Origin of the sequence: Streptomyces sp. NPDC088554, assembly GCF_044752945.1 — a bacterium.
Taxonomy (GTDB): domain Bacteria; phylum Actinomycetota; class Actinomycetes; order Streptomycetales; family Streptomycetaceae; genus Streptomyces.
Genome location: NZ_JBIVMF010000009.1, coordinates 20,470 through 37,667, shown reverse-complemented (window position 1 = coordinate 37,667; position 17,198 = coordinate 20,470). Strand labels below are relative to the sequence as shown.

Here is a 17,198-nt window from a genome sequence, read left to right as displayed (position 1 = left end):
CTCCCCGCGCATTCACCGGGGCGCGAAAGAGCTCCTGACCTGGTTCTCCTGGTCAGGAGCCTGCTCTCCTGCACGGCAGACGAGTCGGGCTATACGCCGGGTTCTGTCTCCCGGTTGCCTCGCGGCGGCCGGGGAGACGGCCATCCATCTAGGACCGGCGTTGCCGCCGGTCTCGTGCGGTCTACCCGCGGACTCGGGCGGGCAGCCCTCGAACGTCCGCGCAGAAGCGCCTCGGAAGGTGCTTCCTCTTGACCTTGCTCCGGGTGGGGTTTACCTAGCCGCCTGAGTCACCTCAGGCGCTGGTGGTCTCTTACACCACCGTTTCACCCTTACCCGGCGCCTGCGCGCCGGGCGGTCTGTTTTCTGTGGCACTGTCCCGCGGGTCACCCCGGGTGGGCGTTACCCACCACCCTGCCGTGTGGAGCCCGGACGTTCCTCGGGGAGGTCCGTAAAGGATCTCCACGCGGCCGTCCGCCCGGCTCGTCTGCCGTGCGGCCATCCTAGTCGACCCGGGTGGCCGTCCAGGACCGGGCGGCTTGACCTTGCCGCGGCGTCAGGGTCTGTACTGGGTGGCATGCGGATCGCAGAGATCGCCGCGCTCGTCGGAGTCACCTCCCGGGCGGTACGGCACTACCACCATCTGGGCCTGCTCCCCGAGCCCGCCCGGCGGAGCAATGGATACCGGGACTATTCGGTGCGGGACACCGTGCTGCTCGCCCTGCTCGACACCGCGCCGGACGCCGGGCGGATGTACGGCGCACCGCGCCCGCGGACCGGCCGGAGGAGGTCGTGGGGGCGTTCCGCGCCCGGCGACCGGATCCCGTCTGAGCGGGAGGGCGGGTCGCTTACCCTGGCGCGGGGGCCGAACACCCCCGCGCCCCGCCCCCCACGTCCGAGGAGAACCACCGTGCTCGTGCTGCTGCCGCCGTCGGAGGGGAAGGCCGCCTCCGGGCGTGGTGCCCCGCTGAAGCCGGAATCCCTGTCGCTGCCGGGACTCGCCGGGGCCAGGGCCGCCGTACTGGACGAGCTGACCGAGCTGTGCGCCGCCGACGAGGAGAAGGCCCGTGAGGTGCTCGGGCTGAGCGCGGGGCTGCGCGGCGAGATCGCGAAGAACACCGAGCTGCGCACCGCCGGTACGCGTCCGGCCGGGGAGATCTACACCGGCGTGCTGTACGACGCGCTGGACCTGGCGACCCTCGATCCGGCGGCCCGGCGGCGGGCGGGGAAGTCGCTGCTGGTCTTCTCCGGGCTGTGGGGCGCGGTACGGGTGGGCGACCGGATCCCGTCGTACCGCTGCTCGATGGGGATCAGGCTGCCGGGGATCGGCGCGCTGGGCGCGCACTGGCGGGCGGCGATGGAGCCGGTCCTGCCGGAGGCGGCGGGCGACGGGATGGTGCTGGACCTGCGGTCGGCCGCGTACGCGACGGCGTGGAAGCCGAAGGGCGCGCTCGCGGGACGTACGGCGACGGTACGGGTGCTGCACTCGCGGACCGATCTGGCGACCGGGGCCGAGAAGCGGTCGGTGGTCAGCCACTTCAACAAGGCGACGAAGGGCCGGCTGGTACGGGATCTGCTGACCGCCGGGGTCCGGCCGCGCGACCCGGCCGAGCTGGTCGAGGCGTTGCGGGGGCTGGGGTTCACCGTGGAGACGAAGGCGCCCGCCGGGGCCGATCAGCCGTGGGCGCTGGATGTGGTGGTCAAGGAGATCCGCTGAGGCGCGCGGGGGCGCCCGTTGCGCGTTCACACCGTTCGCGCCCGTTGTGTTCGCGCCCGTTGCGCGGCGAGCAACGGGCTTTCCGCTCAAGGGCGTTGTACGCACCGGGTACGGATCGGGGCGGCGGCCCACGGGGCGGCGGGCCCGCGCCGCTGACGGCACAGGCCCGGCCCCGCGCACCCGACCACCGTCAGGCCTGCGGCTGTTCCGGCAGGTACGACGTGTCGTTCAGGAGCCGTACCGACGCGTTGCCGTCCGCGTAGTACGCCACCGCCGACAGCGAGGCCGCCGACAGCTCCATCCGGAACAGCGACTCGGGCGGCGCCCCGAGGGCCAGCCTGACCAGGATCTTGACCGGGGTGACATGCGTGACGAGCAGGACGGTACGCCCCCGGTACCGCTCGATCAGCCGGTCGCGGGCGGCCGCGACGCGCCGTCCGACCGTCGCGAAGCTCTCGCCGCCGCCGGTGGGCGGGACGGTGGTCGAGGCGAGCCAGGCGTTCAGGTCGTCGGGGTAGCGCTCCCGTACCTCCCCGAACGACATCCCCTCCCAGGCGCCGAAGTCGGTCTCCCGCAACTCGTCGTCGACGACGACCTCCAGGCCGGTACGGTCGGCGACGGCCTGCGCCGTCTCGCGGCAGCGCCGCAGCGGTGACGAGACGATCGCCTGGAGCGTGCCGCGCGCGGCCAGCGACACGGCCGCCGCCTCGGCCTGGCCACGGCCGACCGCCGACAGCTCGGGGTCGGTGCCGCCGCTGCCCGAGAAGCGCTTGGAGGGGGTGAGGGCGGTCTCGCCGTGGCGCAGCAGCAGGAAGGTGGCGGGGGCGCCGAGGTCGGCGGAGGTCCCCCAGCCGACGGCCGGGGCGGGCCGCTCCGTAGCGGCGCCGGTACCGCCGAGCGGCAGCTCCGGCTGTCCGGCGGCGCGCCTCGGGCCCGTACCCCTGCCCGTACCGGCACCGGCACCCGTACCCGCATTCGCGCCCACCAGCGCGGCCCGTGCCCTCGCCGCGCCCGCCGCCGCGTCGCCCGGCGGGCCGGACGGCGCGAGCGGTACGGAGGCGGCGGCGGACCTGGCCGCGCTCGCGTCCAGCGCGGCGGTGGAGGCGGCGGGCTCCCAGCGCCGGCCTTTCTGGCCCGCGTCCATGGCCTCGTTGGCCAGCCGGTCCGCGTGTTTGTTCCGCTCGCGCGGGATCCACTCGTAGCTGACCCGCTCCGCCGGGAAGATCCGCGCGGCCTCGGCGGCCAGCGGCTTCATGTCCGGGTGCTTGATCTTCCAGCGCCCGGACATCTGCTCGACGACGAGCTTGGAGTCCATCCGGACGTGGACCCGTGCCGCCGGGTCCAGCGCCAGGGCGGCTCGCAGACCGGCGATCAGGCCCTTGTACTCGGCGACGTTGTTCGTGGCGACCCCGATGAACTCGGCGGCCTCCGCCAGCGGTTCACCGCTGGCGGGGTCGAGGACGACGGCGCCGTACCCGGCGGGTCCCGGGTTGCCCCGGGAGCCGCCGTCCGCCTCGACGACAAAGGTGGGTCCGGCCGGGGCCATCGGCTACAGGCCCGAGTCGGCGGTGCGGACCAGGATGCGGTGGCAGTTCTCGCACCGCAGCACGGTGTCCCGGGCCGCCGTCCTGACGTCGTTCAGCTCGGTGACGTTCAGCTCCAGCCGGCAGCCCTCGCAGCGGCGCTGGTAGAGGCGGGCCGCGCCCACCCCGCCCTCCTTGACGCGCAGCTTCTCGTACAGCTTGAGCAGATCGGCCGGTACGGAACCGGCGACGATCTCCCGCTCCTTGGTGACCGTCGCGGCCTCGGCGTCGAACTGCCCGACGGCGGCGTCCCGGCGGGCCGCCGCGTCGTCGGTCTTGGCCTGGACGGCGGAGACACGTTCCGTCAGCTCGGCGACCCGCTCCTGCGCGGACTCGCGGCGCTCCATGATCTCCAGGACGATGTCCTCCAGGTCACCCTGGCGCTTGGCCAGCGAGACCAGCTCGCGCTGGAGGCTCTCCAGGTCCTTGGGGGAGCTGACCGCACCGGAGTCCAGCCGCTGCTGGTCGCGTACGGCGCGCTGGCGCACCTGGTCGACGTCCTGCTCCGCCTTGGTCTGCTCGCGGGCGGTGTCGCTCTCCTCGGTCTGCGAGGCGACCAGCAGGTCGCGCAGCTGGACGAGGTCCTTGGTGAGCGACTCGATCTCGGCGTGCTCGGGCAGCGAGGTGCGCTTGTGGTCGATCTGCGACAGCCGTACGTCGAGGGCCTGGACGTCGAGGAGTCGGATCTGGTCTGCGGGCGCGGCGTTCAGTTGGGGGCTCCTGAGGAGTGGGATGAGTGGTGGGCGGACCAGGGGTCGGTGACCGTCTTCGAGACATGGACCCGCAGGTCCCAGCCATGGCGGTCGGAGATCTCGTCGAGCTGGGCGGCGGCCTGCTCGCACCAGGGCCACTCGGTGGCCCAGTGCGCGGCGTCGACCAGCCCGAGGGAGGAGTGCTGGGTGGCCTCGGAGACCGGGTGGTGGCGCAGGTCGGCGGTGACGAACGCGTCCACGCCCGCCGCCCGCACCCGGTCGAAGAGGCTGTCGCCGGAACCACCGCTGACGGCGACGGTACGGACGATCGCGTCCGGGTCGCCCGCGATCCGGACGCCCTGCGCGGTGGCGGGCAGCCGGTGCGCGACCCGGGCGGCGAAGTCGCGGAGGGTCGCGGGGTGGTCCAGCTCGCAGATGCGGCCGAGGCCGCGCCGTCCCGCCGGGTCCGTCGGATCCGGTACGAGAGGACCGGTGATCCGCAGGTCCAGCGCCCCGGCCAGGGCGTCGGAGACCCCGGGGTCGGCGCTGTCGGCGTTGGTGTGCGCGACGTGCAGGGCGATGTCGTTCTTGATCAGGGTGTGGACGACCCGGCCCTTGAAGGTGGACGCCGCGACCGTCGTCGTACCGCGCAGATAGAGCGGGTGGTGGGTGACGACCAGCTCGGCGCCGAGCCGTACGGCCTCGTCGGCGATGTCCTGGACGGGGTCGACGGCGAACAGGACCCGGGTCACGGGGGCTTCGGGGTCGCCGCAGACCGTGCCCACGGCATCCCACTGTTCGGCCCGCTCGGGGGGCCAGAGGGCGTCGAGCGCGCCGAGGACTTCGGAGAGACGTGGTGCGGAAGGGGCAGAGGACACGCAGCAAGGCTACCTGTCCACCCTGCCCCGCCCGCCAGTGGCGGAAATTCCCTCTTCCGGCCTCTCGCACGCGGACCGGTGCGGTGCGGTGGAGGGCCGTCTCCCCGGCCGCCGCGCGGCGGCCGGGACGCGGAAACTCGGGTACGGCGCGCTCCGGCGCCGCCGCACCACCCAGCACAACCGTCCCGCGAAATCAGCCGAATCGCAGTACACCCACCCTTATGTGTGAAGTGCGAAGTGTCCTGTTGTTCGGCAGGAAGTGCGAAAACTAGCTTCGTCGCCGGAGGTGACGGACCGATGACGTCCTGCGCGACAGAGACGGCCACGGCGGGCGGGGTGGCGGGGCGCGGTGGTGTGCCGCGGCGGAAGGCGTTCGCGGTGACCGTGGACGGCAGCTACGCGGCCCGGCTCACCCGTGGCGCGGGGGGCCGGGCGGACGCCTGGTTCCCCGAGCGGTGGACCCTCGACGGGCCCGAGCCCTATGCCGTACGGCTCCCCCTGGACCAGCCCGAGGAGCCCGACACCGAGGTGCTGCCGCTGACCGACGGGCGGGTGCTCATCGGCCGCCGGGTCGCGGACCGGCGGGACTTCTCGCTGCTGTATCCGACCGGCCCCGGCACCGGGCAGGTGCCGGTGGGCGCCGTCGAGTGCGCGGGGCTGACGCTGCTGCCGCCCTCGCCGGACGGCCGGTGCGCGTACGCGCTCTCGGCGGGACCGCGCGCCACCACGGTCTGGCTGGTGGCGGGCGGCGCGTTCGGCCCGGAGCGGGTCGCCGAGGTGGAGGGGCGCTGTTCGGGCGGGGTCTGGCTGGACCGTACGGGCCGGATACTGGCCCTGGACCGGGAGCTGAACGGCGTGGTGAAGGCCGTCGCCGTGGACCTGGGACGGGGCGGCGAGGTGTCCCCGCTGCTCCAGATCACGGAGGGGAGCAACGACCGGCTGCTGCTCGCGGACGCCGACAGCGGGCTGCTGCTGATCCGCTCGGACGCGCCGGGCCACGACCGGCTGGGCTGGGGCGTCCTGGGCTCCATGCGCCCGGTGCGGTTCCCCGAGTGCCTGCGGCTCGCGGGCCGGGTGGTGACGCCCTTCGCCGTGCAGCCGGGACGTGAGCTGATGCCGGAGAGCTGCGCGGTGGCCCTGCGGATCGACGGCCCGGCGGGCAGCTGGGTGGGGATGTGGCGGCCCTCGGGGCGCCGGCTGCACCAGCGGCCCGCACCCCAGGGCTGGCTGACGGGGTCCGGGCTGTGGACCCGCGAGGGGGTGCTGCGCCTGCCGTACGCGACGGGCGCGGTGCCCTGCGGGGTGGCGGGGGTCCCCGCGCCCGACCCGGCCTGGGAGGAGGCGGAGGAGGCCGCCGGCGTACCGGCCCACTCGGCCCCCGTCTGCCCGGAGGGCACTGGTGGGGACGGGGAACCATCCGCCGCTCCGCGCGCTCCTGTGATGTGCAGGCCGGTGCCCTTGCAGCAGGCACCTCTCACCGGCCGCGGGGCGCCCGGATAGAATTCCGCGGGGCCGCGCGGCCGTACCGAACCGGGATGTACGCCGGTGACGGTGGCGGGGACGCAGGGCGGCCCGGCCTCGCGCACACGACAAGCAGCGATCACGACGGGGGACCTTCCGACATGTCCGAAGCCCGGACCGACACGACCCAGCAGCGTCCTCAGGGGGCACAGAGCCAGGGCGGCCTCGACCACCACGGCAGGCACCGGGGAGGCGCGGCGCCCTCGGAGACGCCCCACTCCTCCCCCCACGGACGCCACCGCCGCCCGGGGGACAGCGGCGACGCGGCCTGACCGTACAGCCGGCCCGGAACCTCGGCACCGGGACCTGAGCACCGGACCGCGCCGGACGGCCGCGCGGGCGGCGGAGTCGACCGCCGGTCCGGTGGAACGCCCCGGCCGCCCCCGACGCCCGGAGCCTCGCGGCTCCGACACCCCGCGCCCCCGGCCCGACCTGCCGGTCCGTCATGGGCCCGGTCCCTACCCTGGGCCCGTGACGGAGATGCCGCGGGACCACAGGCCCGCCAAGTGCGTACGCGTGCTCCTCGCCGAGGACCGGGAGACGGCGCACGGCGGCCTCGCCCTGCTGCTCGGGCTGGAGCCGGACATCGAGGTGGTCGCGCGGGTGGCGACCGGGGCGGCGGTCGTGGACGCGGCGCTGGTCGCGCGGCCCGATGTGGCGCTGCTGGACATCGGGGCGCCGGGGCTCGGCGGGCTGGACACGGCGGCGCTGCTGCGGGACGAGGTGCCGGACTGCCGGGTGCTGGTCCTGGCGACGTCCGTACGGCCCGGGGCGCTGCGGCGGGCGAGGGCGGCGGGGGTCGTGGGGTTCCTGGTGAAGGACGGGCCGGTGGCGGAGCTGGCGGCGGCGATCCGGCGGGTGCTGACCGGCGAGACCGTCATCGACCCGGCATTGGCGGCCACCGCGGACGACCCCGTGCCCGGCTCCGGGCCGGGTCCCGAGCCTGGCCCGGAGCCGTCCGCGAGAACGGAATCGGGCGGTGCGGAATAAGGGCGGCAGGACCGCGGGTTGCCGCCCTCCCTGGACGGCTTCCGCGTCGCCCTCGCCATCGCGGCGGGCGCGGTGGCGATCGGGCTGGTCCTGGCCCTGTTCCCGCCCTCGCACCGGCCCGGCGTCGCCTCCGCCCGGGCCACGCCGACCCTGATCGCCGGTTCCGGCGGTTTCCGGGCCGGGTGCTCGATGTGTACGGCGCCCCCGTCCCGCGGGCGAAGGTCACCCTGATCGACCGCAGGGGCGGGCAGGCCGGCCTGACCACCGCCGACGAGGACGGCCGCTGCACCCTGCTGCCCCCGGGCGCCGGTCCGTACGTACTGGCGGGGACGGCGAGCGGGTACGCGCCGCACGCGTGCCCCGCGGAGTACCCGGGGGACGGCGCGCCCGTCGATGTCGACCTGGTGCTGGCGCGGGGGGCGCGGGAGGCGGCGGTCACCTCCTGAGTCCGCCGGGCGGCGCAGCCGCACCCCGGCAGCCTCGCGCGCCGGGGCGTACGGCAGCATGATCGGCCGTACGCCCCGCCACCAGCCGCCAGCAGCACCGAGGAGCCGCCCCATGTCCGCTGTCACCGGGACCGAGCCGGACACCGCACCGGAGGCCGCCCGGCCCGGGGCCGGGGTGGACGCCCAGGTGGCGGCCGAGGTGCTGGCCGCCTTCGAGGCCGCCAAGGGGTTCATGCCCGTACACGAAGGGCTGGCGCTGTACGCGGCGGCCGTGGCGGCGGGGGCGGCCGGGCTGCCGCTGCTGGAGATCGGCACCTACTGCGGGCGCTCCACCCTGCTGCTGGCCGCCGCCGCGCGGTCGACGGGCACGGTCGCCGTGACCGTCGACCACCATCGCGGGAGCGAGGAGCAGCAGGTGGGGTGGGAGTACCACGACCCGGAGGTGGCCGACCCGACCGGCCTGATGGACACCCTGCCCACCTTCCGGGAGACCCTCCTGCGGGCGGGGCTCGAAGACCACGTGATCGCGGTCGTCGGGCGGTCGCCGCAGGTCGCGCGGGTGTGGGGCGGGCGGCTCGGGCTGGTCTTCATCGACGGCGGCCACACCGACGAGCACGCCACCGGGGATTACGAGGGGTGGGCGCCGCATCTCGCCGAGGGCGGGCTGCTGGTGATCCACGACGTCTTCCCCGACCCGGCCCACGGCGGCCAGGCGCCGTACCGCGTCTACCTCAGGGCGCTGGCGTCCGGCGCCTTCGCCGAGGTCTCGACGACTGACTCGTTGCGCGTCCTGCGGCGTATCTCGCCGGGAATCTGACGCGTCCGATTAGCATCGCGACGGTGTCGTACGACGAGAGCCCGCAGCCCGTCCGCCGCCGCTTCGGCCGGAACCGCCCCACCCTCGCCGCCGCCGCGCTGGCGTCCACCGCGCTGGCGGGGTGGTTCGTCTGGCAGGGGGTGGGCGGCTCCGGCGACGGTGGGCCGCCCGCGGTCGCCGGAGCGGCGGCGGTGGACGACGACGTCCCGGGCGGCAGCGCCCCGGAGCCGGCACCGACCCCCGCACCGACGCCCGCCACGAGTGCCGCCCCCGGCGCCGGGCCGCTCGCCGGGAAGGTCGTCGTCATCGACCCCGGCCACAATCCGCGCAACCGCGATCACACCGCCGAAATCAACGCCAAGGTCGACATCGGCACCACCACCAAGGAATGCGATACCACCGGCACCTCCACCAACGCCGGTTATCCGGAGGCAGAGTTCAGTCTCGATGTCTCCTACCGGCTGCGCGATCTGCTGGCGAAACAGGGCGCGACCGTCACACTCACCCATGACAATGACCGTCCGTTCGGCCCCTGTATCGACGAGCGCGCCCGTATCGGCAACAACGCGAAGGCGGATGCCGTCGTCTCCGTACACGCGGATGGTTCGGCGCCCGGTAATCGCGGTTTTCATGTGATCCTCCCCGCCCTGGTCAAGGGTGGCGGCGCGGACACCTCGGCCATCGTGGGACCTTCGCGTGAACTTGGTGAACGTATCGTGGGGAATTTCGCCCGGGAGACCGGAAGCGCTCCGTCCAACTACATCGGCGACGGTACGGCGTTGGACGTACGGAGGGATCTGGGCGGGCTGAATCTCTCGACGGTTCCCAAGGTGTTCATCGAATGCGGCAACATGCGCGATTCGTCCGACGCGGCCCTGCTTACCAGCTCGGAATGGCGGCGGAAAGCCGCTCTGGGGCTGGCGGACGGCATCAGCGGTTTCCTGAAGAAGTGACCCCCGGCGCCGAAGAAGCGACCCGGATATCGGACGCGTATGGCGCCCATGGGCCACTTACCGGACATAAATCGGCGACGGTATAGCCAGATCCCAGTAACAGGCCGGGAACCAGGCGTGATACCCGGCAGACGCCCCCATCGGGCAGGCGATACATTCATCCGTACGATAGGGAGCCACCCCGAGCTCGCACCGTGCACCGCCATACGAGCGGCAGCGACGACCGCCCCGACGAGACGACTGACGAAGGACTTTTCACGTGAACATCCGCTCCCTCACTAGAGGCGACGGCGTGGTGATCGGAGCAGCGGTGTTGCTGTTCATCGCCTCGTTCTTCAATTTCTACGACACGGGTCTCACCGATGGCGTGAAGGCCTGGGACCTGCTGGGCGTCGTGATGAGCGTCCATCTGGCCGGGGTCATCGCCGCGGCTATGATCGTCGCCGCCCGCGCGCTGCCCCAGCCGCGGAAGATCGTCGGTCTGGAACTCGGCCAGTTCGGTACCGCTCTGGCGATCTTCGCCGCGTGGACGGCGCTCTGGTATCTGCTCGGTGACGGCAAGGCCGGCGGCGGCCAGATCCTCGGCTTCCTCGGCGCGGCGGTCCTCGCGGGCGGCGCCGTGGCCACCCCGCTCCTGCCTCAGCTGCGGGTCGCGCTCGTCGGCCCGCCGAAGCCGCAGGTCCCGCAGGCGTACGCGGGCCAGCCCGGCGGTCCCGGCCAGGGGTACGGATACCCCGGCGGCCAGCAGCCGTTCGGCACCCAGGGCCAGCCGCAGCCGTTCGGCGCGCAGGGCGGTCAGCCCGCGCCGTTCGGCGGCGCGCAGCCCGCGCTCGGCAGCGGTCAGCCCGAGCCCGCGCAGGCGACGGGCGCGGCCGCCGCGCCCGCGAGCGACTTCTCGCCGTTCTGGTTCGCGGTCCCGGTGGCGCGGCCGCTGTTCGGCGAGGACGGTTCGCCGTCCCCGATCGCCGAACTCGCCCCCGGCACCTGGTACCTCGCGGTCGAGCAGCGCGGTCCCGGTCTGGTCGCCCAGACCCAGGACGGGCGCCGCGGCGTCCTCCAGGACACCTCGGGCATCCAGCGCGGCTGAACGACACCCCGTCCCGCAGGCAGTGGCCCCCGTCGGGAGACGGGGGCCACTGCCGTTCCCGTACCACTGCCGTCTCCCCGGCCCCCGCCGGTCAGCCGGACGACGGCCGCGGCGGACGGATCCCGGCGGGTCGGCGGTTTCGCCCGCCGCTCACTGTTTCAGCTGGGACAGCGACGGCACCTTGTCCTTCACCGGCGCGCCCGCGCTGCTCCCCGCGTCCTTGACGTTCTTGATGACCTTCTCGAAGCTGTTGATGTCACCGCTTCCGGCGTCGCCCTTGCGCAGCTTCTTCCCGAGGTCCTTGAGGGAGTCGATCCCGGCCGTCAGCGGGGCCACCGCCTTGGACAGCAGGGGGTCGCCCTTGGCGTTCTTGGACGCCGCCTTGAGCCTGTTGTAGGCGAAGACACCGGCGAGACCGGCCTTGACCAGGGCGACCTTCCGGCCGTGGGCGCCCTTCTTGAACTTGCCCTTCTTGTACGGCTTGATGATCCACTGGTACGTGGCACCGGCCGCGAGCCCCGCGTTGGCGACGAAGCGGGTCTTGGCGAATTTCTGTTTCTCGGCGGGGGAGGTCGCCGCGACCTTGACGGTGTCGGCCACGTTCTGTTGGCCGCTTCCCCTGTTGCCACTGTTTCCGCAGGCCGCCGTCGTCAGCAGCAGGGCGCAGGAGAGCACCACCGCCACGACGGCGCGGCGTATCGGGACATGGGCGAGGGGGTGACGGCCGGTGGGGGGAGCGGTATCGGTATCGGTACGCGCACCGGCGTTCGCTTGAGTGAGCACAGCAGACCTCCTAGACGGACGGACTGCCTGTAGCCTCGCTCCCGGCCGGTGCCGTCGCCACGCGGACTGCGCCGTACGGGTGCCGTACGCGACCGCCCTAAGGCGTGCCGCAGACCGCGCAGTCCGGTGCGAGGCCCAGGGGCAGCCGTTCGCCGCCGAAGACGGCCGTGGTCGCCTCGTCGCCGCCCAGCGCGGCCACCGCCAGCAGCAGCGAGCCCGCCGTCCAGGTGGTCTGCTCGTCCGGCCAGAACGCGATGTTGCCCTCGAAGACGTACCCCGTCCAGTACATCCCGTTCCCGGCGCGCAGATGCTGGACGGACTGGAGGATCTCCAGGGCGCGGTCGGACTCCCCCGTCACCCAGAGCGCCAGGGCGAGTTCACAGCTCTCGCCGCCCGTCACCCAGGGGTTGGGCAGCACACAGCGCACCCCCAGCTCCGGGACGACGAAGCGGTTCCAGCCCTCCTCGATACGGGCCGTGGCGGCGGCGCCGGTCACCGCGCCGCCGAGTACGGGGTAGTACCAGTCCATCGAGTAACGGCTCTTGTCGAGGAACCGCTCCGGGTGGGCGCCGATCGCGTGCGCGAGCGCACCGGCCGCCAACTCCCAGTCGGGCTGCGGCTCTTCGCGCTCCTCTGCGATGGCGAGCGCGCAGCGCAGCGCCTGGTAGATGGAGGAACTCCCGGTCAGCAGCGCGTCGTTGACGGGGGTGCCGTCCTCCTCGCGCTTCCACCCGATCTCGCCGCCGGGCTGCTGGAGCGTGAGGACGAACTCGATCGCCGCGTGGACGACGGGCCACATCCGGTCGAGGAACCCGTCGTCCCCGGTGGCCAGGTAGTGGTGCCAGATGCCGACGGCCGGGTACGCGCAGAAGTTGGTCTCGCGGACCCGGGAGCGGGGCACGGCACCGTCCGCGTCCTCGTAGGAGGCGTACCAGGAGCCGTCCTCGTTCTGGGCGCGCGCCAGCCACTCGTACGCCCGCGCCGCCGCCCCGCTCTCGCCCGCGGCGTCCAGCGCCATGGCCGCCTCGGTGTGGTCCCAGGGGTCCAGGTGGTGCCCGCGGAACCACGGGATCGCGCCGTCCGGGCGCTGTACGGCGCGGAGCGCCGCCACCGTCCGGGTGGCCTGCTCGGCGGTGAGCACACCGGGCAGGACGAGATGCTCGACGGCCTCGGGGCCGCGCCCGGTCAGGGTCACTTGGCGGCCACCACCGGGAGGTGCGGCTTGGTCGCGTACGCCACGAAGCTCTTGCCCACGACGGGGTTGAGGAGTTGCTCGGTGACCCTGGTGGCCAGGGGTTTCTTCATGATGTCCCAGACGAGCAGCTTGTGGTACGCGCGGACGGGCAGCGCCTGGTCGTTGTCGACCCCAAAGGCGCACTTGAGCCACCAGTAGGGCGCGTGCAGGGCGTGCGCGTGGTGGGTGCCGTACGGCTTGAGCCCGGCCTCCCGCATGCGCTCCAGCAGTTCGTCGGCCTTGTAGATCCGGATGTGGCCGCCCTCGACCTCGTGGTACGCGTCGGAGAGCGCCCAGCACACCTTCTCGGGGCCGTACCGCGGGACGGTGACCGCGATCCGGCCGCCGGGGCGCAGCACGCGCACCATCTCGGCGAGCACGCCCTTGTCGTCCGGGATGTGCTCCATGACCTCGGAGACGATCACGACGTCGAACGACTCGTCGGGGAAGGGGAGATGGAGCGCGTCGCCCTCCATCGCGGTGGCGGTGGCGCCCTCCGGGGCCTCTCCCGCCTCCTTCATCGCGGCGAACCACGTGGCGACCTCGCGGATCTCCTCGCCGTTCCGGTCGAGGGCCACGACCTGGGCGCCGCGCCGGTAGCACTCGAAGGCGTGCCGGCCCGCGCCGCACCCCAGATCGAGCACGCGGTCGCCCGCGGCGAGCGGGAAGCGGGTGAAGTCCACGGTCAGCACAGGGTCGTCCTGCTTTCGCGGTCGAAGCGACGGGGAGAGAGGTGGGTGGGGAGCGGGGGACGGACGGGATACGGCATCAGCGGGCCCCGGCCACCTTACGGGCGCCCTGCCGGGCGATGGCCTCGCGGTACCGCTCGGCGGTCCCCCGGGCCGCGCTCGCCCAGGTGAACCGGGACAGCACCCGCGCCCGGCCCGCCGCGCCCAGCCGGGCGCGCAGCTCCGCGTCGTCGAGCAGCCGCCCGAGCGCGGCGGCCAGCGCGCCCGCGTCGCCGGGCGGCACGGCGAGACAGGTCTCGCCGTCGGCACCGGTGACCTCGGGGATCGCACCCCCGGTGGTCGCGACGAGCGGTGTGCCGGTGGCCATCGCCTCGGCGGCAGGCAGCGAGAACCCCTCGTACAGCGACGGTACGCAGGAGATCTGCGCGCCCCGGACCAGTGCGACCAGCTCCGCGTCGGAGATGCCCTTGACGAACTCGACGGCGCCTTCCAGCCCGTACCGTTCGATGGCCCGTGCGACCGGTCCGTTCTCGGCGCGCTTGCCGACGACGACCAGATGCGCGGCGGGGTGTTCCGTGCGGAGTTTGGCGAGCGCCTCGATCAGATGGACGAGGCCCTTGAGCGGGACGTCCGCGCTGGAGGTGGTGACGATCCGGCCGGGTATCTCGGTGACGGCCGGATCGGGCGAGAAGAGTCCGGTGTCGGCGCCGATGTGCACGACGTCGATACGGTCCGCGGGGACCCCGAGATGCTCGGTGATCTCCCGCCGGGAGGAGTCGGAGACGGTGAGGACGGACGGCAGCCGGCGCGCGACGCGCTTCTGCATCCGGGTGAAGCCGTACCAGCGGCGTACGGAGGCCCGGCGGCGCCAGTCGGGGGCGGCGGCCAGATCGAGCGCGCGGTCGACGGTGATGGGGTGGTGGATGGTGGTGACCAGGGGCGCGCCGAGGTCGCCGAGCAGCCCGTAACCGAGTGTCTGGTTGTCGTGGACGACATCGAAATCGCCCGCCCTGGCGGCCAGATGACGCCGGGCCCGCAGCGAGAAGGTGAGCGGCTCGGGGAAACCGCCGGTCCACATCGTGCCGACTTCCAGGGCGTCGATCCAGTCGCGGAACTCGTCGCGCGCCGGAGTGCGGAAGGGGTCCGGCTGCCGGTAGAGGTCGAGGCTGGGCAGCTGGGTGAGCGAGACACCCTCGTCGAGGTCGAGTACGGGGTAGGGCTGGGCGCCGATGACCTCGACGTGGTGACCGAGGCGGGCGAGTTCGCGGGAGAGGTGGCGGACGTACACGCCCTGGCCGCCGCAGAACTCGTTCCCCTTGTAACTGAGGAGTGCGATACGCAGGGGCCGGCCGTCGTCCGGGGAGGGGGAGTCCTGCTCGGTGCCCGCCTCGATCGCCCCAGCGGTCACGCCCGGTCCTCTTCTCTCTGTGCCCTCTGCGGTCACTGCCATCACTGTGGTCACTGCCGTTTAGCCGGAGCGTATCCGCCGACGTTGATCCTGAACAAGTTCTCGCACGCCGTACGCCTGTCGCATGGCCGCCGCACACCCAGGCGACGAATCTACCGGCAGGTAGCCTCGCCGAACCGGGCGGACCGGGTGATTCACGCCACGGAAAGCGCCGCGAGGAGCACTGCGGGAGCGCCGTCGTGGACCGTGGGCCGCGCTCGCGGGAACGCGGAGAGGGCCCCCGCGGTCGGTACGGATCCGCGATATCACCTGGGTGATATCGCGGGATCCGCGCCGAACGCGGGAGCCCTCCATGTGCTGGTTCCAGCCGCGGTTACGGGCGGCCGATGTAGCGGAAGTTGGAGTAGTGGTCGATCGAGACCCAGACGTCACCGGTGCCGAGCGCCCGCACGATACGGAAGTTTCCGGTCGCGATGCCGCTGCGCACCGGGTTGTTCGGGTACACGCTGCCGTAGTACTCCTGGAAGGAGCCCTGGTAGTTCCTCGCACTGGGGCCGGCGTTGCCGTTGTGCATGAAGGTCATCAGCGCGCCGCCGTTGTCGTTGTACTGGCCGCCCGACTCGATCCAGCCCTCGATGTGCCGGCCGCGCGCGTCGTTGAAGTTCTCGACCTCGAAGGCGGCACCGCGCTGGGCGATGTTCCGGAAGTTCGGCCAGCTGAGCTGACGCCAGTAGTTCAGCGCCGCCTGGATGCCACGGGGCACGGCCTGCGGGGCGGTGGAGCTACCGGTGATACCGACGCTCGGCTGCGACGGGCAGGTCGCGCCGGGGAGACTCTGGCAACTGGGGGTTTCGGCCGCCTGGGCGGGACCCGCCAGGACGGCTCCGCCGACCACGAGGCTCAGCAGCAGGGTGGGGACCGCGATCAGGCGGTGGCGGCGCAGCGAGAACGTGGCACGGGACTGTCCGGACTCGGACTCGGCCGCCTGGGTCGAGGACGCTTCGATGAGGGACACGAGGGGGGCTCCTTGCTCTGTTTCTCTTGCTCCACCGGGGCCGCTGCCCCGGTGGAATGAGAAAACCAATCCCGTGTAACGCCGATCCGGCGGACAGATCACAGCCAGCACACAGAAATGGCACATATCGACGACACCGGCCGTTGGGCCGCGCGGGGGCCGCGCGGGCGGGTCCGGCGCCGTCCCGGGGGCCGCCCGGTGTAACGTGCCCCGGTCGCGCCGTCCCCGTACCGGATCCCCGAAACACCCCGGGCGGGCGCGGACCTTCCCAAGTGAGCGAGGCCCCCATCTCCGTACCGCCCCCCGCACGACCGCCGTCGCAGCCGTACGAACCGGCCCGGCCCGCCGAACCGCTCCGCGTGAGGATCGTCCCCCGTCATGACCGCGTGCTGGTGCAGGTCCGCGGTGAGCTGGACTGTGACACGGGACCCGATCTGTTCGTCACGCTGGCGCCGCTGGCCGACCGCTATGTCGAGCTGGACTTCAGCCAGGTGCCGTTCATGGACTCCACGGGCCTGAACATCCTGCGCAGCCAGCGCCGGGCCAGCAGACGGGCCGGCGGCGACCTGTGCCTGTTGCGCTACACCCCTCCCGTACGACGGGTGCTCGACGCGACCCGGACGTTCGACTATCTGACGGCGCCCTGCGCCACCTGAGCCGTCCCCGCGAGCAGCCCCCGCATCGCCGCGACCATCGCCGGATCCGTGCCCTTCCCCACGTGGGCGCTCATCCGGATCGTGGGGACCGGCGGTAGGTCGTGGCGCTGGGCCAGACCGCCGGGGGCCTCTCCGATCGAGGCGAGCAGGGCGGCGCCGAGCCCCACGCGCGGCGTCGAGGCCCCGGCGGGACAGCCCGCGTCACAGACGACGGTGGCGGGTATGCCCCGCTCGGCCAGGACGCCCGGGGCGCGGCGGCGGATCGCGCAGGGGTCCTCGATGGCCACCAGCGGCAGCGGCCCCGGCGCGTCCGGCGGGGTCCAGGAGGGCGCCGCGTACCAGCCCGGCGGGAGCCCGCCGACCGGGATGCCCGCGGTGCCCGCCGCTTCGGTGGCATAGACGGCCAGATCGACCGCGCCCCGGTCCACGGCCTCGACGAGCCGCGTCGAGCGGTCGATCCGGAACCGCCCCCGGCGCCGGGGGCGCGCCCGGCGCTGCGGCTGGGCGGCAGCCTCACCGGGGAGCACGGGGTGGGCACGCTCAAGCGCCAGTGGCTCGCGGACGAGCCGGGCCCGGGGAGTCCGGCCCCGCACCACGGCTGAAGGCCGCGTTCGATCCGTACGGGATCCTCAACCCGGGCAAGGCGACCCGACAGCGCGAAGGGCGGGCACGCGTCCCCGCGACACCCCGAAGGGCGAGCACGCGACACCGCGACACCCCGAAGGGCGAGCA

General features: G+C 73.4%; 18 protein-coding genes, 1 other RNA gene and 2 pseudogenes. 12 read left to right on the top strand and 9 right to left on the bottom strand.

The window, feature by feature from the left end; genetic code table 11:
• Positions 1-76: 76 nt before the first annotated feature.
• An RNA gene (gene rnpB, locus ACIP8W_RS12920) (RNase P RNA component class A) lies at positions 77-483 on the bottom strand.
• Between the two features lie 91 nt (positions 484-574).
• Here rnpB and ACIP8W_RS12915 point away from each other — a divergent pair.
• Both ACIP8W_RS12915 and yaaA read left to right on the top strand, forming a co-directional pair.
• Positions 575-712, top strand: a pseudogene (locus tag ACIP8W_RS12915) (MerR family transcriptional regulator); the annotation flags it as partial.
• A gap of 195 nt (positions 713-907) precedes the next feature.
• A complete protein-coding gene (gene yaaA / locus ACIP8W_RS12910; protein WP_402203054.1) occupies positions 908-1,714 on the top strand; it encodes a peroxide stress protein YaaA in 807 nt (268 codons plus the stop codon).
• 190 nt (positions 1,715-1,904) lie between these two features.
• On the opposite strand, the gene ACIP8W_RS12905 is transcribed toward yaaA, so the two are convergent.
• The 3 genes from ACIP8W_RS12905 to ACIP8W_RS12895 are packed head-to-tail and all read right to left on the bottom strand — an operon-like array spanning position 1,905 to position 4,867.
• Positions 1,905-3,260: a bifunctional RNase H/acid phosphatase gene (locus tag ACIP8W_RS12905; protein ID WP_401954487.1), complete on the bottom strand. Its 1,356-nt coding sequence runs from the start codon at positions 3,258-3,260 to the stop codon at positions 1,905-1,907.
• 3 nt (positions 3,261-3,263) lie between these two features.
• Positions 3,264-4,007 (bottom strand): zinc ribbon domain-containing protein, encoded by a 744-nt coding sequence (locus ACIP8W_RS12900; RefSeq protein WP_401954596.1) that lies wholly within the window; start codon positions 4,005-4,007, stop codon positions 3,264-3,266.
• On the bottom strand, positions 4,004-4,867 hold the full coding sequence (locus ACIP8W_RS12895) for a Nif3-like dinuclear metal center hexameric protein (RefSeq protein WP_401954490.1): 864 nt from the start codon (positions 4,865-4,867) through the stop codon (positions 4,004-4,006). Before ACIP8W_RS12895 ends, ACIP8W_RS12900 begins: the two co-directional genes overlap by 4 nt.
• A 297-nt stretch (positions 4,868-5,164) precedes the next feature.
• Here ACIP8W_RS12895 and ACIP8W_RS12890 point away from each other — a divergent pair, with 297 nt between their 5' ends.
• The 8 genes and pseudogenes from ACIP8W_RS12890 (at position 5,165) to ACIP8W_RS12855 (ending at position 10,681) form a co-directional block, all read left to right on the top strand.
• Entirely contained in the window at positions 5,165-6,367 is a 1,203-nt protein-coding gene (locus ACIP8W_RS12890) for a hypothetical protein (RefSeq protein ID WP_401954493.1), read from the top strand.
• 122 nt (positions 6,368-6,489) lie between these two features.
• Entirely contained in the window at positions 6,490-6,660 is a 171-nt protein-coding gene (locus tag ACIP8W_RS12885) for a hypothetical protein (RefSeq protein ID WP_401954495.1), read from the top strand.
• A 208-nt stretch (positions 6,661-6,868) separates the two neighbouring features.
• A pseudogene (locus ACIP8W_RS12880) lies at positions 6,869-7,327 on the top strand (response regulator); the annotation flags it as partial.
• Positions 7,328-7,396: 69 nt separating this feature from the next.
• Positions 7,397-7,609: a hypothetical protein gene (locus ACIP8W_RS12875; RefSeq protein ID WP_401954497.1), complete on the top strand. Its 213-nt coding sequence runs from the start codon at positions 7,397-7,399 to the stop codon at positions 7,607-7,609.
• Positions 7,570-7,824, top strand: coding sequence for a carboxypeptidase-like regulatory domain-containing protein (locus ACIP8W_RS12870; RefSeq protein WP_401954500.1), 255 nt, complete (start codon positions 7,570-7,572; stop codon positions 7,822-7,824). Before ACIP8W_RS12875 ends, ACIP8W_RS12870 begins: the two co-directional genes overlap by 40 nt.
• Positions 7,825-8,056: 232 nt before the next feature.
• Positions 8,057-8,641 carry a class I SAM-dependent methyltransferase gene (locus tag ACIP8W_RS12865; protein WP_401954599.1) on the top strand — a complete coding sequence of 195 codons (585 nt, stop codon included), beginning with the start codon at positions 8,057-8,059 and terminating at the stop codon, positions 8,639-8,641.
• Between the two features lie 23 nt (positions 8,642-8,664).
• A complete protein-coding gene (locus ACIP8W_RS12860) occupies positions 8,665-9,594 on the top strand; it encodes an N-acetylmuramoyl-L-alanine amidase (protein ID WP_401954503.1) in 930 nt (309 codons plus the stop codon).
• Between the two features lie 259 nt (positions 9,595-9,853).
• Positions 9,854-10,681 (top strand): hypothetical protein, encoded by an 828-nt coding sequence (locus tag ACIP8W_RS12855; RefSeq protein ID WP_401954506.1) that lies wholly within the window; start codon positions 9,854-9,856, stop codon positions 10,679-10,681.
• Between the two features lie 150 nt (positions 10,682-10,831).
• On the opposite strand, the gene ACIP8W_RS12850 is transcribed toward ACIP8W_RS12855, so the two are convergent.
• The 5 genes from ACIP8W_RS12850 to ACIP8W_RS12830 all read right to left on the bottom strand — a co-directional run bounded on the left by ACIP8W_RS12850 (position 10,832) and on the right by ACIP8W_RS12830 (position 15,810).
• Entirely contained in the window at positions 10,832-11,380 is a 549-nt protein-coding gene (locus ACIP8W_RS12850; protein ID WP_401954602.1) for a hypothetical protein, read from the bottom strand.
• 181 nt (positions 11,381-11,561) lie between these two features.
• Entirely contained in the window at positions 11,562-12,653 is a 1,092-nt protein-coding gene (locus ACIP8W_RS12845) for a prenyltransferase (RefSeq protein ID WP_402153603.1), read from the bottom strand.
• Between the two features lie 2 nt (positions 12,654-12,655).
• Positions 12,656-13,390 (bottom strand): class I SAM-dependent methyltransferase, encoded by a 735-nt coding sequence (locus tag ACIP8W_RS12840; RefSeq protein WP_401954508.1) that lies wholly within the window; start codon positions 13,388-13,390, stop codon positions 12,656-12,658.
• Positions 13,391-13,466: 76 nt separating this feature from the next.
• On the bottom strand, positions 13,467-14,795 hold the full coding sequence (locus tag ACIP8W_RS12835; RefSeq protein ID WP_401954511.1) for a glycosyltransferase family 4 protein: 1,329 nt from the start codon (positions 14,793-14,795) through the stop codon (positions 13,467-13,469).
• Positions 14,796-15,168: 373 nt separating this feature from the next.
• Positions 15,169-15,810, bottom strand: a complete 642-nt coding sequence (locus ACIP8W_RS12830) for a hypothetical protein (protein WP_401954514.1) — start codon at positions 15,808-15,810, stop codon at positions 15,169-15,171.
• A 272-nt stretch (positions 15,811-16,082) separates the two neighbouring features.
• Here ACIP8W_RS12830 and ACIP8W_RS12825 point away from each other — a divergent pair, with 272 nt between their 5' ends.
• Positions 16,083-16,466, top strand: coding sequence for an STAS domain-containing protein (locus ACIP8W_RS12825; protein ID WP_401954517.1), 384 nt, complete (start codon positions 16,083-16,085; stop codon positions 16,464-16,466).
• A gap of 101 nt (positions 16,467-16,567) precedes the next feature.
• Positions 16,568-17,068: an FAD-linked oxidase C-terminal domain-containing protein gene (locus ACIP8W_RS12820; RefSeq protein ID WP_402202924.1), complete on the top strand. Its 501-nt coding sequence runs from the start codon at positions 16,568-16,570 to the stop codon at positions 17,066-17,068.
• Positions 17,069-17,198: the final 130 nt, after the last annotated feature.

Bases quoted from the DNA above. Each gene is read 5' to 3' on its own strand.
- ACIP8W_RS12905 (WP_401954487.1), bottom strand. From the start codon at position 3,260: ATGGCCCCGGCCGGACCCACCTTTGTCGTCGAGGCGGACGGCGGCTCC.
- ACIP8W_RS12890 (WP_401954493.1), top strand. From the start codon at position 5,165: ATGACGTCCTGCGCGACAGAGACGGCCACGGCGGGCGGGGTGGCGGGG.
- ACIP8W_RS12885 (WP_401954495.1), top strand. From the start codon at position 6,490: ATGTCCGAAGCCCGGACCGACACGACCCAGCAGCGTCCTCAGGGGGCA.
- ACIP8W_RS12865 (WP_401954599.1), top strand. From the start codon at position 8,057: ATGCCCGTACACGAAGGGCTGGCGCTGTACGCGGCGGCCGTGGCGGCG.